This window comes from Actinacidiphila paucisporea, assembly GCF_900142575.1.
Classification (GTDB): Bacteria; Actinomycetota; Actinomycetes; order Streptomycetales; family Streptomycetaceae; genus Actinacidiphila; species Actinacidiphila paucisporea.
Map to the genome: position 1 here is coordinate 30,276 of NZ_FRBI01000025.1, position 14,380 is coordinate 44,655.

11 protein-coding genes are annotated in these 14,380 nt (G+C 73.8%); 8 read left to right on the top strand and 3 right to left on the bottom strand.

Annotated elements, in window-relative coordinates:
- Window positions 1-66 precede the first annotated feature (66 nt).
- Window positions 67-1,161, top strand: a complete 1,095-nt coding sequence (locus tag BUE44_RS28260; RefSeq protein ID WP_073501850.1) for an ABC transporter substrate-binding protein — start codon at window positions 67-69, stop codon at window positions 1,159-1,161.
- On the opposite strand, the gene BUE44_RS28265 is transcribed toward BUE44_RS28260, so the two are convergent.
- Both BUE44_RS28265 and BUE44_RS28270 read right to left on the bottom strand, forming a co-directional pair.
- On the bottom strand, window positions 1,154-2,065 hold the full coding sequence (locus BUE44_RS28265; RefSeq protein WP_073501851.1) for a sucrase ferredoxin: 912 nt from the start codon (window positions 2,063-2,065) through the stop codon (window positions 1,154-1,156). The two genes, BUE44_RS28260 and BUE44_RS28265, sit on opposite strands and share 8 nt — an antisense overlap.
- 70 nt (window positions 2,066-2,135) lie before the next feature.
- On the bottom strand, window positions 2,136-4,577 hold the full coding sequence (locus BUE44_RS28270; RefSeq protein WP_073501852.1) for a DNA gyrase/topoisomerase IV subunit A: 2,442 nt from the start codon (window positions 4,575-4,577) through the stop codon (window positions 2,136-2,138).
- Window positions 4,578-4,789: 212 nt separating this feature from the next.
- Between BUE44_RS28270 and BUE44_RS28275 the strand changes: the two genes are divergently transcribed.
- The 3 genes from BUE44_RS28275 to BUE44_RS28285 all read left to right on the top strand — a co-directional run bounded on the left by BUE44_RS28275 (window position 4,790) and on the right by BUE44_RS28285 (window position 8,369).
- Entirely contained in the window at window positions 4,790-6,142 is a 1,353-nt protein-coding gene (locus tag BUE44_RS28275; RefSeq protein ID WP_073501853.1) for a M16 family metallopeptidase, read from the top strand.
- A 17-nt stretch (window positions 6,143-6,159) separates the two neighbouring features.
- The gene (locus BUE44_RS28280; RefSeq protein ID WP_073501904.1) at window positions 6,160-7,524 is read left to right on the top strand and encodes a M16 family metallopeptidase; all 1,365 of its coding nucleotides are present in this window, start codon (window positions 6,160-6,162) and stop codon (window positions 7,522-7,524) included.
- A gap of 170 nt (window positions 7,525-7,694) precedes the next feature.
- Window positions 7,695-8,369, top strand: a complete 675-nt coding sequence (locus BUE44_RS28285; RefSeq protein WP_073501854.1) for a GntR family transcriptional regulator — start codon at window positions 7,695-7,697, stop codon at window positions 8,367-8,369.
- A 169-nt stretch (window positions 8,370-8,538) separates the two neighbouring features.
- On the opposite strand, the gene BUE44_RS28290 is transcribed toward BUE44_RS28285, so the two are convergent.
- Window positions 8,539-8,829: an HPr family phosphocarrier protein gene (locus BUE44_RS28290; RefSeq protein ID WP_073501855.1), complete on the bottom strand. Its 291-nt coding sequence runs from the start codon at window positions 8,827-8,829 to the stop codon at window positions 8,539-8,541.
- Between the two features lie 150 nt (window positions 8,830-8,979).
- Between BUE44_RS28290 and BUE44_RS28295 the strand changes: the two genes are divergently transcribed.
- The 4 genes from BUE44_RS28295 to BUE44_RS28310 all read left to right on the top strand — a co-directional run bounded on the left by BUE44_RS28295 (window position 8,980) and on the right by BUE44_RS28310 (window position 14,360).
- On the top strand, window positions 8,980-11,790 hold the full coding sequence (locus BUE44_RS28295; RefSeq protein WP_073501856.1) for a bifunctional acetate--CoA ligase family protein/GNAT family N-acetyltransferase: 2,811 nt from the start codon (window positions 8,980-8,982) through the stop codon (window positions 11,788-11,790).
- An 82-nt stretch (window positions 11,791-11,872) separates the two neighbouring features.
- Window positions 11,873-12,457 carry a DUF5998 family protein gene (locus BUE44_RS28300; RefSeq protein WP_073501857.1) on the top strand — a complete coding sequence of 195 codons (585 nt, stop codon included), beginning with the start codon at window positions 11,873-11,875 and terminating at the stop codon, window positions 12,455-12,457.
- Window positions 12,457-13,650, top strand: coding sequence for an alkaline phosphatase family protein (locus BUE44_RS28305; protein ID WP_073501858.1), 1,194 nt, complete (start codon window positions 12,457-12,459; stop codon window positions 13,648-13,650). The genes BUE44_RS28300 and BUE44_RS28305 overlap by 1 nt, the downstream gene beginning before the upstream one ends.
- 59 nt (window positions 13,651-13,709) lie before the next feature.
- Window positions 13,710-14,360 (top strand): thymidine kinase, encoded by a 651-nt coding sequence (locus BUE44_RS28310; protein WP_073501859.1) that lies wholly within the window; start codon window positions 13,710-13,712, stop codon window positions 14,358-14,360.
- Window positions 14,361-14,380: the final 20 nt, after the last annotated feature.

Here is a 14,380-nt window from a genome sequence, read left to right on the forward strand (position 1 = left end):
CCCGCACCCCCTGCCCGTATCCCCTGCTCGTACCCCTTGCCCTTTTCCGCTCACAAGGACGTGACCATGCGTAAGAACATCCGCATCCCGGCACTGGCGCTCGCCGGGGCCCTTGCCCTGACCACCCTCACCGCCTGCGCCAACGACGCGGCCTCCTCGGGCGGCTCCGCCGGCTCCGACGACGCCGCGGGGTCCGGGACGACGGCGGGCTCCGGCGCGCCCGCAGGCAAGGCCACCAAGGTCAAGATCATGGTCGGCGGCCTGGACAAGGTCATCTACATGCCGGCGATGCTGTCCCAGCGGCTCGGCTACTTCAAGGCCGAGGGCCTGGACGTGACGCTGCTGAGCGAGCCGGCCGGCGTGGACGCCACCACCGCCCTGGTCGCCGGACAGGTGCAGGGCGCGGTCGGCTTCTACGACCACACCCTCGACCTGCAGACCAAGGGCAAGCACGTGGAGTCCGTCGTGCAGTTCTCGCAGGCCCCCGGCGAGGTCGAGGTGGTCTCCACCAAGGCGGCCGGCGACATCGCCTCGGCCAAGGACTTCAAGGGCAAGCACCTCGGCATCACGGGCCTGGGCTCCTCCACCGACTTCCTCACCAAATACCTCGCGGTGCAGGGCGGCCTCAAGGTCAGCGACATCACCCCGGTCGCGGTCGGGGCGGGCGCGACCTTCATCGCCGCGCTCCAGCACGGCTCCATCCAGGCCGGTATGACCACCGACCCGACCGTCGCGCAGATCCTGGACAAGGGCGCGGGCAAGGTGCTCTACGACATGCGCACGCCCGACGGCTCGCGGCAGGCGCTCGGCGGGCTCTACCCGTCCTCCAGCCTGTACATGAACACCGCCTGGGTGAACGGCCACAAGGACACCGTCCAGAAGCTGGCCAACGCCTTCGTGAAGACCCTGAACTGGATGTCCACCCACACCCCCGAGGAGATCGCCGCGAAGATGCCGGCGGACTACGCGCAGGGCGGCGCCCAGCTCTACGCCGCGTCGATCAAGGCGACGCTGCCGATGTTCACCGCCGACGGTGTGATGCCGGCCGACGGCCCGGCGACCGTGGAGCGGGTACTCAAGGCCTTCAACCCGAACCTGCGGAACGCCACCGTGGACCTGGGCCAGACCTACACCACGGAGTTCGTCAAGAACGTCAGGTGACCGCGGTGATACCGGTCGCCGCCAGGCAGGCCGGGGTGCCGAGCGGGCCGTCGCAGCTCTCCGGGCGCGGCGGCCGCGCGGCGCTCCGCGTCACGGCCACCTCCCAGGCCCGCGCGTCGGTGTGGGCGACCAGCACCGACCAGGTGTCGCCGCCCGGCCCGGCGACCGTACGCCGTACCGTCAGCGCGCCCTCCCCGTCCACACCGGCCAGGGCGCGTACGGCCAGGTCGGCGGCCTGGCCCGGGCGGTCCCAGGCGGACCGGCCGCGGCAGCCCTCCAGGACGACCCGGCCGCCGCGGGCCGCCTCCAGCACGTCCTTGGCGAGCCGGCCGTCCACCCGGCCGTAGGCGTAGCCGTAGGGCAGCACCAGCATGGTGGGGGAGAAGCGGTGGCCGCCCAGGTGGGTGACCTCCCAGACGTCGGCGTGGCCGCCCGCGGCCAGTTCGGCGGCCAGCGGGCGCCCGCGCACCGCGCAGCAGCGGTCCCGCCTGCCGTTGGTGCACACCAGCGCCAGCGGCGGCCCCACGCGGGCCGTACCGAAGCCGCCGTGCGATCCCGTGCCCAGCGCCGCGAAGTCCAGCTCCGCCAGCTCCGCCGGGTCCGCGAGCGTGTCGGTACGGACCCAGGAGTCGCCCGGCGCGGTGTGCGCCAGGTAGACGCGGTGCCCGGCCGCCGTGGGCAGGTCGGCGTGCCGCCCCGGCCTGCGGATCAGTGCGACCCGCACACCGGTGCCGTCTGCGGCCCGGTCCAGCGCCCGCCCCACCGCCGGGTCGAGCCGGCTCCCGGTCAGCGCCTTGCGCCCCCACGGGCCCGGCTGCTCGATCAGCAGCCACGTCCTGGCGGTGGCGGCGGTGGCGCCCACCGGCTCACCCAGCTCCGCCGACGCCGTCGTGCACGTAGTCACACCGGCGAGCCTAGCCGCCGCCGCGGCCCGCCCCGGACGGGGCCCGAGGCGGGCGGCCGACCGCCCGGGATCACACCGGACCGGCCACCACCGCCACCGGCTTGGCCAGCGGGACGCCCGAGCCGTCGCGGCGCGGGTCCTTCGGGGGGAGTTCGGCCGGGGCGCCGGTCGCGGTCGCCGCGCGGGCCGGGGCGGCGCCCGCCCAGGCCAGCAGCAGACCCGTCTCGCCGCGCAGGAAGCGCTGGCAGCGCACCCCGCCGGTGGCCCGGCCCTTGCGCGGGTACTGCTCGAACGGTGTCAGCTTCGCGGTGCCCTCGGCCCCGTCCAGCGTGTCGTCGGCCCGGGCGACGGTGAAGACCACCGCGTCGACCGCCGGGTCCACCGCGGTGAAGGAGATCACCTTGGCCCCGTCGGCGAGCTTGACGCCCGCCATGCCGCCGGCCGGGCGGCCCTGCGGGCGCACCTGCGAGGCCGGGTAGCGCAGCAGCTGGGCGTCGTCGGTGATGAAGACCAGGTCCTCCTCGCCGGTGCGCAGCTCGACCGCGCCGACCACCGTGTCGCCGTCCCTGAGGCCGATGACCTCCAGGTCGTCCTTGTTCGGCGGGTAGTCGGGCACCACCCGCTTGACCACGCCCTGCTCGGTGCCCAGCGCCAGGCCCGGCGAGGACTCGTCGAGCGTGGTCAGGCACAGCACCCGCTCGCCCTCCTGGAGCGAGAGGAACTCCGTCAGCGGCGCGCCGCCGGCCAGCGAGGGCGCCCCCGCGGTGTCCGGCAGCATCGGCAGGTCGATCACCGTCAGCCGCAGCAGCCGCCCGAAGGTGGTGACCGCGCCGATGTCGGCGCGGGCCGTGGAGGGCACCGCGGAGACGATCACGTCGTGCTTGGCCCGCCGACCCCCGCCGTCGTCGGGCTCGCCGCCGGAGGTGCGGGCCAGCAGCCCGGTCGAGGACAGCAGCACCCGGCACGGGTCGTCAGCGACCTCCAGCGGCACCGCGGAGACCGGCGCGCCCGCCGACTCCAGCAGCACCGTGCGGCGCTCGGTGCCGTACTGCTTGGCCACCGCGGCCAGTTCGCCCGACACCAGCTTGCGCAGCTCGGCGTCGGAGTCGAGGATCCGGGTCAGCTCGGCGATCTCGGCGGTGAGCCGGTCGCGCTCGGACTCCAGCTCGATGCGGTCGAAGCGGGTCAGCCGGCGCAGCGGGGTGTCCAGGATGTACTGCGTCTGGATCTCGGACAGGCCGAAGCGCTCCATCAGGCGCTGCTTGGCCTGCGCCGCGTTGTCGCTGGCCCGGATGATCGCGATGACCTCGTCGATGTCGACCAGTGCGATCAGCAGGCCGTCGACCAGGTGCAGCCGGTCGCGGCGCTTGGTGCGGCGGAACTCGCTGCGCCGCCGCACGACCTCGAAGCGGTGGTCGACGTAGACCTGGAGCAGCTCGCGCAGGCCCAGGGTCAGCGGCTGGCCGTCCACCAGGGCCACGTTGTTGATGCCGAAGGAGTCCTCCATCGGCGTCAGCTTGTAGAGCTGCTCGAGCACGGCCTCGGGGTTGAAGCCGTTCTTGATCTCGATGACCAGCCGCAGGCCGTGCTCGCGGTCGGTGAGGTCCTTGACGTCGGCGATGCCCTGGAGCTTCTTCGCGCCGACCATGTCCTTGATCTTGGCGATGACCTTCTCGGGGCCGACGGTGAAGGGCAGTTCGGTGACGACCAGGCCCTTGCGGCGCGCGGTGACGTCCTCCACGGAGACGGTCGCGCGGATCTTGAAGGTGCCGCGGCCCGACTCGTAGGCGTCCCTGATGCCGGTCAGGCCGATGATGCGGCCGCCGGTCGGCAGGTCGGGGCCGGGGATGTGCCGCATCAGGGCGTCCAGGTCCGCGTTCGGGTAGCGGATCAGGTGCCGGGCGGCGGCGATGACCTCGCCCAGGTTGTGCGGCGGCATGTTGGTGGCCATGCCGACCGCGATCCCGGACGCCCCGTTGACCAGCAGGTTGGGGTACGCCGACGGCAGGACGGCGGGCTCCTGCTCCTGCCCGTCGTAGTTGGGCGCGAAGTCGACGGTGTCCTCGTCGATCGACTCGACCATCAGCTGGGCGGGACCCGACATCCGGGCCTCGGTGTACCGCATCGCGGCAGGCATGTCGTCCAGCGAGCCGAAGTTGCCGTGCCCGTCGACCAGCGGGAGGCGCTGCGAGAAGGGCTGCGCCATCCGCACCATGGCGTCGTAGATCGACGCGTCGCCGTGCGGGTGCAGCTTGCCCATCACCTCGCCGACGACCCGGGCGCACTTGACGAAGCCCCGGTCGGGGCGCAGGCCCATCTCGTTCATCTGGTAGACGATGCGGCGGTGCACCGGTTTCATGCCGTCACGGGCGTCGGGCAGAGCGCGCGAGTAGATCACCGAGTAGGCGTACTCAAGATACGAGGCCTGCATCTCGTCCACCACGTCGATGTCGAGGATGCGCTCCTCGAAACCGTCGTCGGGCGGCGGGGCTTTCGTCGTGCGGCGGGCCATCTCGGCGGCGCTCCTTCGTCTGGACCGGAAGGTCGATCGGCTGGACCGGTGAACTGACGCGGACCATTGTGGACCGCGGCACGGACAACGCCGACCACGGACCCGGCACGAGCGCGCCCGCGACCGGGAACTTCGCCGCCCGCCGACTCGCTTGCCTAGAGTGGCAGCACTCTACGCAGTCACGAGCACGCGACCGGAAGGACAGCTTGCCCATGGGTCACACGGCCACGCCGGAGGCACACTCCAGCGGCCTGACAGCCACCGAGCACCGCCTGGCGAACGGCCTGCGGGTGGTGCTCTCCGAGGACCACCTCACCCCGGTCGCCGCCGTCTGCCTGTGGTACGACGTCGGTTCGCGGCACGAGGTCAAGGGCCGTACCGGTCTCGCCCACCTCTTCGAGCACCTGATGTTCCAGGGCTCGGGGAGCGTGAAGGGCAACGGCCACTTCGAACTGGTCCAGGGCGCGGGCGGCTCCCTCAACGGCACCACCAGCTTCGAGCGCACCAACTACTTCGAGACGATGCCCGCCCACCAGGTGGAACTGGCCCTGTGGCTGGAGGCCGACCGGATGGGCAGCCTGCTGGACGCCCTGGACCAGGAGAGCCTGGACAACCAGCGGGACGTGGTGAAGAACGAGCGCCGCCAGCGCTACGACAACGTGCCCTACGGCACCGCCTTCGAGCGGCTCACCGCGCTGGCCTACCCCGACGGCCACCCCTACCACCACACCCCGATCGGCTCGATGGCCGACCTGGACGCGGCCTCGCTGGAGGACGCCAGGGCCTTCTTCCGCACGTATTACGCGCCGGGGAACGCGGTGCTCGCCGTCGTCGGCGACATCGACCCCGAGCAGACGCTGGTCTGGGTGGAGAAGTACTTCGGCAGCATCCCCGCGCACGACGGCAAGCCCGCCCCGCGCGACGGCTCGCTGCCCGACGTGATGGGCGGTCAGCTGCGCGAGGTCATCGAGGAGGACGTGCCCTCGCGCGCCCTGATGGCGGCCTACCGGCTGCCCGAGGACGGCACCCGCGCCGGCGACGCCGCCGATCTGGCGCTCACCGCGCTGGGCGGCGGCGAGTCGTCCCGGCTGCACAACCGGCTGGTGCGCCGCGACCGTACGGCGGTGACCGCGGGCTTCGGGCTGCTGCGGCTGGCCGGGGCGCCGTCGCTGGGCTGGCTGGACGTCAAGGCGTCCAGCGGGGTCGAGCTGAGTGCCATCGAGACCGCGGTGGACGAGGAGCTGGCCCGCTTCGCGGCGGAGGGCCCCACCCCCGAGGAGATGGAGCGGGCGCAGGCCCAGCTGGAGCGCGAGTGGCTCGACCGGCTCGCCACCGTCAACGGGCGGGCGGACGAACTGTGCCGCTTCGCCGTGCTGTTCGGCGACCCGCAGCTGGCGCTGACCGCGGTGCAGCGGGTGCTGTCGATCACCGCCGAGGAGGTCAGGGAGGTCGCCGCGGCCCGGCTGCGCCCCGACAACAGGGCCGTGCTGGTCTACGAGCCCACCGGCGGCGGCCAGCAGGACGACCAGGACCACACCGAGGACGAGGAAGAGGGCGAGCTGTGAGCGACACCGCTGCCGTCATGACGTTCCACCCGCGGCCGCAGGGCGGCGAGCCCAAGCCGTGGGCCTTCCCGGCCCCCGAGCGCGGCGCGCTCGCCAACGGCGTGACGCTGCTGACCAGCCACCGCCCGGGACAGCAGGTCGTCGCGGTCGAGGTGCTGCTCGCGGCGCCGCTGGACGCCGAGCCCGAGGGCCTGGACGGTGTCGCGACCATCATGGCCAGGGCGCTGTCGGAGGGCACCGACCAGCACACCGCGGAGGAGTTCGCGGCCGAGCTGGAGCGCTGCGGCGCCACCCTGGACGCGCACGCCGACCACCCCGGGGTGCGGGTCTCGCTCGAAGTGCCCGCCTCCCGTCTCGACCGGGCGCTGGCGCTGCTGGCCGAGGCGCTGCGGGCGCCGGCCTTCCCCGACGACGAGATCAAGCGGCTGGTCGCCAACCGCCTGGACGAGATCCCGCACGAGCTGGCCAACCCGGGGCGGCGGGCCGCGATGGCGCTGTCCGAGGAGCTGTTCCCCGCCACGCTGCGCTGCTCCCGCCCGCGGCAGGGCACCGAGGAGACGGTCCGCAGGATCGACGCGGACGCGGTGCGCGCCTTCTACACCGCGCATGTGCGGCCCGCCACGTCCACCGCCGTCGTGGTCGGCGACCTGACCGGCATCGACCTGCCCGCGCTGCTGGACGACACGCTGGGCCGCTGGACCGGCTCCAAGGCAGAGCCGCGCCCCCGCCCGGCGATCACCGCGGACGACACCGCCCGGGTGGTCATCGTGGACCGCCCCGGTGCGGTGCAGACCCAGCTGCTCATCGGCCGCACCGGCGCCGACCGGCACGACCCGGTGTGGGCCGCGCAGGTGATCGGCACCTACTGCCTCGGGGGCACCCTGACCTCCCGGCTGGACCGGGTGCTGCGCGAGGAGAAGGGCTACACCTACGGGGTGCGGGCCTTCGGCCAGGTGCTGCTGGGCTCCGCCGACGGTACGGGCGCGGCGCTGCTGGCGATCAGCGGCTCGGTGGCCACCGAGGTCACCGGCGCGGCGCTCGCCGACCTGCGGCAGGTCATCCGCACCCTCGCCGAGGGCGGCCTGACCGACGAGGAGCGCGACGTCGCGGTGCAGAACCTGGTCGGGGTGGCGCCGCTGCGCTACGAGACGGCCGCCGCGGTGGCGGGCACCCTCACCGACCAGGTCGAGCAGGAGCTGCCCGACGACTTCCAGGCCCGGTTGTACGCCCGCCTCGCGGCCACCGGGACCGTGGAGGCCACCGCGGCCGCGGTGAGCGCCTTCCCGCTCGACCGCCTGGTGGTGGTCCTGGTCGGCGACGCCTCGGTGATCGCCGAGCCGGTCCGGGCGCTGGGGATCGGCCCGGTGCGCGTCACCGGCTGAGCCCCGCCCGGCAGCACCGCACGATCCGGAACCCCGGCGCCGTCGCAGGCGCCGGGGTTCCGTGCGTACGGGGCCGATTCCGAGGCCGCATTCCCTTTTCCTTCCGTGCTGGAATAGAGTCACTGCAGAATAACGGGGAAAGAACGGAGTCCTGCGATGCGGAATCGGACGTGAACGGGACGGAAGGCACGGCCAGGCGTATCTCCGCCGAGGTGGTGTGTACGGCCATCCGCGACGACATCGTCGCCGGTTACTTCCTGCCGGGCAGCCGGCTGACCGAGGAACTGCTCGCACAGCGCTACGGGGTGTCCCGGGTGCCGGTGCGCGAGGCGCTGCGCACCCTGGAGTCCGAGGGCTTCGTCCGCACCCGCAAGCACGCCGGCGCGTCGGTCGCGGAGCCCACCGAGCAGGAGGCCGCCGACCTGCTGGACATCCGCGGGCTGCTGGAGCCGCTGGGCACCGCGCGGGCCGCCCAGCGGCGTACCGACGCGCACCTGAAGGTGCTGCGGGGGCTGGTCCGGCTGGGTCAGGAGCGGGCGGTGCAGGGCCAGTTGTCGGACCTGCCGTCGCTGAGCGGCTGGTTCCACGAGACGCTGGCGCAGGCGTCGGGCAGCCCGACTCTGGCCGCGCTGCTGATCCAGCTGCGGCACAAGATCTCCTGGGTCTACGCCGACGGCGGCTCGGCCCGGGCGGCGGAGGCGTGGGAGGAGCACGCCGCGATCGTGGACGCGGTCGCCCGCGGTGACGCCGAGCGGGCCCGCAGGCTCGCCGCCGTCCATGTCGAGCACGCCGCAGCGGTGAGGACCCTGAAACACCGCGTAAACGCAGGGCGCCGCCGCAATTAACAATCGCACCGTATACAAGAGTCGTGAATTGCCGACCGGGTATCGCCGCCGGCAATTGCGAAAAGCGGGCCCCGGCATTCCGTGAGGACTGCGGGACCCGCTTGAATTTCGCGTGCGCGCGGCGGCAAAACCGGCGGTGAGGCCTGTGGTGAGGCCCGCGAAAAGGCCGTCAGACGGTCTCGGGAAGCTCTTCGAGGCCTTCCGCGACCAGCTTCGCCAGCCGGTCGAGGGCGGCGGCCGCCTGCTCGGCGTCCTCGGCGTCCGAGGCGAGCACGATCTCCTCGCCGCCCTGCGCGCCCAGGCTCAGCACCGCCAGCATGGAGGCGGCGTTGACCGGGTTCCCGTCCAGCTTGGCGATGGTCACCGGCACTCCCGCGGCGGTCGCCGCGCGGACGAAGATGGATGCGGGGCGGGCGTGCAGGCCTTCCGCCCAGCCGACGTTGACGCGGCGCTCAACCATGGTGTTGCCCCTCAATGTGTGTCAGGCCTTCAAGTTGTCTAGACCATTTTTGCACGACGGGAGTGCTGCTCCGGCACGCCGGTGCGCACCGCCAAGACTGCCCCCTGCGCCTGCCCGCCGCTAGCCGGGCACGCCGCATACGCTGGGGACATGACCGACCCGCAGGACCCGCACGACCCCGCGACCCGGCCCTACCCCGTCCACTGGGAGGCCGACGTCGTGCTGCGGGACGGCGGCGTCGCCCACATCCGGCCGATCGGTCCCGACGACGCGGGACGGCTCGTCGACTTCTACGAGCAGGTCTCCGACGAGTCGAAGTACTACCGCTTCTTCGCGCCCTACCCCCGGCTGTCCGACCGGGACGTGCACCGCTTCACCCACCACGACTACGACGACCGGGTCGGCCTGGCGGCCACCGTCGGCGGCGAGTTCATCGCCACCGTCCGCTACGACCGCACCGACGGGGCCGGCCGGTCGGTCGCCGGCCGGACCGGCACCCGCGCCGAGGTCGCCTTCCTGGTCCAGGACGCCCACCAGGGCCGCGGGGTCGCCTCCGCGCTGCTCGAACACATCGCGGCCGTCGCCCGCGAGCGCGGCATCCTGCACTTCACCGCGGAGGTCCTGCCCGCCAACCGCAAGATGGTCAAGGTCTTCACCGACGCCGGCTACACCCAGCAGCGCAGCTTCGCCGACGGCGTCGTCCACCTCGACCTGGACCTGGAGCCCACCACCGAGTCCGTGCAGGTCATGCGGTCCAGGGAGCACCGGGCCGAGGCCCGCTCGGTGCAGCGGCTGCTGCGCCCGGAATCCGTCGCCGTCGTCGGCACCGGGCGCCGCCCCGGCGGGGTGGGCCGCACCCTGCTGCGCAACATCGCCGCGGGCGGCTTCACCGGCCGGCTCTACGCCGTCAACCACTCCTTCCCACCCGGCGGCACCGACCTCGACGGCGTCCCCGGGCACCGCTCGGTCCGCGAGATCGCCGACCGCGGCGACAGCGTCGACCTGGCGGTGATCGCGGTGCCCGCCGAGCGGGTGCCGCAGGCCGTCGCCGACTGCGGGGAGGCGGGCGTACGCGGCCTGGTCGTCGTGGCGGCCGGCTACTCCGAGACCGGCCCCGAGGGCAGGGAGCGCCAGCGCGAGCTGGTGCGGCAGGCCCGCCGCCACGGGATGCGGGTCATCGGGCCGAACGCCTTCGGCGTGCTCAACACCGCGCCCGGCGTGCGGCTCAACGCGTCGCTGTCGCCCGAGATGCCGCTGCGCGGCCGGCTCGGCCTCTTCACCCAGTCCGGCTCGATCGGCATCGCCCTGCTCTCCGGGCTGCACCGGCGGGGCGCCGGACCCTCGACCTTCGTGTCGGCCGGCAACCGGGCCGACGTCTCCGGCAACGACCTGCTCCAGTTCTGGCAGGACGACCCGGACACCGACGCGGTGCTGATGTACCTGGAGTCCTTCGGCAACCCGCGCAAATTCACCCGGCTCGCCCGCCGCACCGCCGCGGCCAAGCCCGTCGTGGTCGTCAAGGGCGCGCTGCACAGCGGCTCGGTCCCCGCCGGCCACAGCGTGTCCGCCCGCATCCCCGACAGCACCGTCAACGCGCTCTTCCGCCAGGCCGGCGTGATCCGCGTCGACACCGTCACCGAACTCCTCGACACCGGCCTCTTCCTCGCCCTCCAGCCCCTCCCCGCCGGCGACCGCCTCGCCATCCTCGGCAATTCCGAGTCCCTCGGCCTGCTCACCTACGACGCCGCCCTCACCGCGGGCCTGCGCCCCGCCCCGCCCCTCGACCTCACCACCGCCGCGAGCCCCGCCGACTTCGCCACCGCACTGGCGCACGCGCTGGCGGACCCGGCCACGGACGCGGTCGTGGTCACCGCCATCCCTCGCGTCGGCACCGAGGAGCCGGCGGACGGGGCGGGCGCGGGCCCGGGGCTCGGCGGCCGGCCCGGCCTCGACGGCGGGCCGCAGGCCGGTGACGATCCGGCGCTGAGCGACGCCCTGCGGCGGGCCGCGGACGGCGGGAAGCCCGTCGTCGTGGTCCATCTCGCGCTGGACGGGCTGGCCGACCGGCTCGGTGCGCCCGGCGGCGCAGGTGCCCGCATCCCCGCCTACCGCGCGCCCGACCGGGCGGTGCGCCCGCTCGCCGAAGCCGCCGGGTACGCCGCCTGGCGGGCCGGGGCGGCCGAGCCGGGGCGCGTACCGCAGTTCGACGACATCCAGGAGGCGGCGGCCGCGGCCGACGTACGGCGGCTGCTGCCCGACGGTGCGCCGCCCGACGGGCTCACCCTGTCCGACCAGGACGCGGCGGCGCTGCTCGGGCGCTACGGCATCACCGTCCGCCGCGCCCTGCCCGCACCGGACCCCGACGCCGCCGTCGCCGCGGCCGCGTCGCTCGGCTATCCCGTCGCGCTCAAGACCACCGCCCCGCACCTGCGGCACCGCGCCGACCTCGGCGGGGTCCGCCTCGACCTCGCCGGCGAGGGCGACCTGCGGCGGGCCTACGACGAGCTCACCGCACGGCTCGGCGGCCCCGCCGAGCTGCGGCCGGTCGTCCAGGCGATGGCGCCGCGCGGCGTCGACACGGTCGTACGCGCCGGCATGGACCCCGCCGCCGGGGCCGTCCTGTCCTTCGGCCTCGCCGGGCCGCCGTCCGAGCTGCTCGGCGACATCGCCCACCGCCTCGTCCCGGCCACCGACCGGGACGTCGCGGAGCTGATCCGCTCCATCAGGGCCGCGCCGCTGCTCTTCGGCTGGCGCGGGGCCGAGCCGGTCGACACCGCGGCGCTCGAGGAACTGCTGCTGCGGGTCTCGCTGCTCGCCGACGACCTCCCGGAGGTGGTGGCGGTCTCGCTCGACCCGGTCGTGGTCGCGCCGCACGGGCTCACCGTCCTCGGCGCCGCGGTCCGGCTGGCCCCGCCGCCCGTCCGCACCGACCTCGGTCCGCGCGCCCTCTCCTCCTTCTGACCCTCCCGGCCGCGCCCCGCCGGGGGAAGGTCCCGGGTCCGCGCAGGCCGGTAAGGGGAGGGGACGCGTCTAGGATGGGCGCATGGCGAAGACCGGGACGACGACGCAGGGACTGCGGACGGCGATCGAGCGCAGTGGCTACTACCCGACGCTCGTGTCGGAGGCCGTGGAGGCCGCGGTCGGGCAGGAGCCGGTCGCGTCGTATCTGGTCCACCAGGAGACGACGTTCGACGCGAACGAGGTGCGGCGGCACGTCACCGTGCTGGTGCTCACCGAGGGCCGCTTCATCGTCAGCCACACCGACGAGCAGGCCGCGGACGACACCTCGCCGACGCCGTATGCGACGACCTCGACGGAGTCGGTGAAGATCGGCCGGATCTCGTCGGTCGTGGTGAGCCGGGTGGTGGCCAACCCCGAGTCGTACACCCCGGGCACGCTGCCGCGCGAGGTCGTGCTGACGATCGGCTGGGGCGCGGTGTCGCGTCTCGACCTGGAACCGGCGGCGTGCGGTGACCCGGACTGCGAGGCCGACCACGGCTACACCGGCTCGTCCACCGCCGACGACCTGTCGCTGCGGGTGAGCGAGGCGGGCGACGGGCCCGACACCGTACGGCAGACGTTGGCCTTCGCGCAGGCGCTCTCCGAGGCGACCGCGGCCGTCGACTGATGGGCCATCCGTTCCACGGCGGCCCCGACCCGCTGCCGCTCGACCCCCTGACGGCTCCCGCGCCCGGCTACGGCAAGGCCGCGCTGTGCGACGTGATCCCCGCGGCCGTGGCGGCCTTCGGCATTCCCGGCATGCCCGCGACTGGTCTCGACCTCGCGCCGGCCGACCGGGTGTGCGTCTTCCTGGTGGACGGCCTCGGCTGGGAGCTGATCGGGCGGCACCCGGAGGAGGCGCCGTACCTGAACTCGCTGCTGCCGTCGTCGCTGGGCGGCACGGGCCGCCCGCTGACCGCGGGCTTCCCGGCCACGACCGCGACCTCGCTGGCCTCGATCGGCACCGGGCTGCCGCCCGGCGCGCACGGCCTGGCCGGCTACACCACGCTCAATCCGGGGACCGGCGAGCTGATGAACCAGCTGCGCTGGCAGCCCTGGACGTCGCCGTCGGCCTGGCAGCCCTACCCGACGGTCTTCCAGCTGGCCGAGGCCGCCGGGATCGCGACCTGCCAGGTGTCCTCGCCGACCTTCCAGCAGACCCCGCTGACCAAGGTGGCGCTGTCCGGTGGGGTCTTCCACGGGCGGCTGACCGGCGAGGAGCGGATGGACCTGGCCGCGGACCGGCTGGGCGCGGCCGACCGGACGCTGGTCTACACCTACTACAGCGAGCTGGACGCGATGGGCCACCGGCACGGGGTGGACTCCGACGCCTGGCGCGGGCAGCTGATGATGGTGGACCGGCTGGCGCAGCAACTGGCCGAGCAGCTGCCGCCGCGGGCGGTGCTGTACGTGACCGCCGACCACGGCATGATCGACATCCCCTTCGACGAGGACTCGCGGATCGACTTCGACGAGGACTGGGAGCTGCGGGCCGGTGTCGCGGTGCTCGGCGGCGAGGGCCGGGCGCGGCACGTCTACGCGGTGCCGGGCGCCGCGGCCGACGTGCACGCGGTGTGGAGCGAGGTGCTGGGGGAGCGGATGTGGGTGGCGACCCGGGCGGAGGCGGTGGCGGCCGGCTGGTTCGGTCCCGACCCCGAGCCGCGGGTGCTCGGCAGGATCGGCGACGTGGTCGCCGCCGCGTGCGACGACATCGCGATCACCGCCACCCGCACCGAGCCGGGGGAGTCCAGGATGACCGGCCTGCACGGCTCGATGACTCCCGTGGAGCAGCTCGTGCCGCTGCTCGAAGTACGCTCCTGAACGTCGTACGTCCCCTTCCTCGCCGATTCCTCCCCGATCGAAAGGCCGCCGTCCCACCCATGCCCGAGCTGGTCTTCTTCTCAGGAACGATGGACTGCGGCAAGAGCACGCTCGCCCTGCAGATCGTCCACAACCGCACCTCCCGCGGACTGCAGGCGGTGATCTTCACCAAGGACGACCGTGCGGGCGAGGGCAAGCTGTCGTCGCGGCTCGGCCTGGTCACCGACGCGGTCGAGGTCACCGACGGCATGGACCTCTTCGCCCACCTGGTGGCGCACATAAGCCGCGGCGGCCGGGTGGACTACGCGGTCGTGGACGAGGCGCAGTTCCTGGCGCCTGACCAGATCGACCAGCTGGCCAGGGCGGTGGACGACCTGGACCTGGACGTCTACGCCTTCGGCATCACCACCGACTTCCGCACCCGGCTCTTCCCCGGCTCGCAGCGGCTGATCGAACTCGCCGACCGCGTCGAGGCGTTGCAGGTCGAGGCGCTGTGCTGGTGCGGGGCGCGGGCCACCCACAACGCCAGGACGGTCGGCGGGGTGATGGTCGTGGAGGGCGCGCAGGTGGTGATCGGGGATGTGGACGGCCGGTCCGCCGAGGTGGGCTACGAGGTGCTGTGCCGCCGCCACCACCGGCGCCGGATGACCAGCGCGACCGCGGGCGCCGGGGCGCTGTCGCCCGACGTGCTGCCGGTGACGCCGCTGTGACGCGGGCCCGGGCGACCGCG

What these genes read in the sequence shown, in the direction of transcription:
- BUE44_RS28300 (WP_073501857.1), top strand. Translation starts at nt 11,873, where the DNA reads ATGGCGAAGACCGGGACGACGACGCAGGGACTGCGGACGGCGATCGAG.
- BUE44_RS28290 (WP_073501855.1), bottom strand. Translation starts at nt 8,829, where the DNA reads ATGGTTGAGCGCCGCGTCAACGTCGGCTGGGCGGAAGGCCTGCACGCC.
- BUE44_RS28270 (WP_073501852.1), bottom strand. Translation starts at nt 4,577, where the DNA reads ATGGCCCGCCGCACGACGAAAGCCCCGCCGCCCGACGACGGTTTCGAG.
- BUE44_RS28295 (WP_073501856.1), top strand. Translation starts at nt 8,980, where the DNA reads ATGACCGACCCGCAGGACCCGCACGACCCCGCGACCCGGCCCTACCCC.
- BUE44_RS28280 (WP_073501904.1), top strand. Translation starts at nt 6,160, where the DNA reads ATGACGTTCCACCCGCGGCCGCAGGGCGGCGAGCCCAAGCCGTGGGCC.
- BUE44_RS28275 (WP_073501853.1), top strand. Translation starts at nt 4,790, where the DNA reads ATGGGTCACACGGCCACGCCGGAGGCACACTCCAGCGGCCTGACAGCC.
- BUE44_RS28305 (WP_073501858.1), top strand. Translation starts at nt 12,457, where the DNA reads ATGGGCCATCCGTTCCACGGCGGCCCCGACCCGCTGCCGCTCGACCCC.
- BUE44_RS28310 (WP_073501859.1), top strand. Translation starts at nt 13,710, where the DNA reads ATGCCCGAGCTGGTCTTCTTCTCAGGAACGATGGACTGCGGCAAGAGC.
- BUE44_RS28260 (WP_073501850.1), top strand. Translation starts at nt 67, where the DNA reads ATGCGTAAGAACATCCGCATCCCGGCACTGGCGCTCGCCGGGGCCCTT.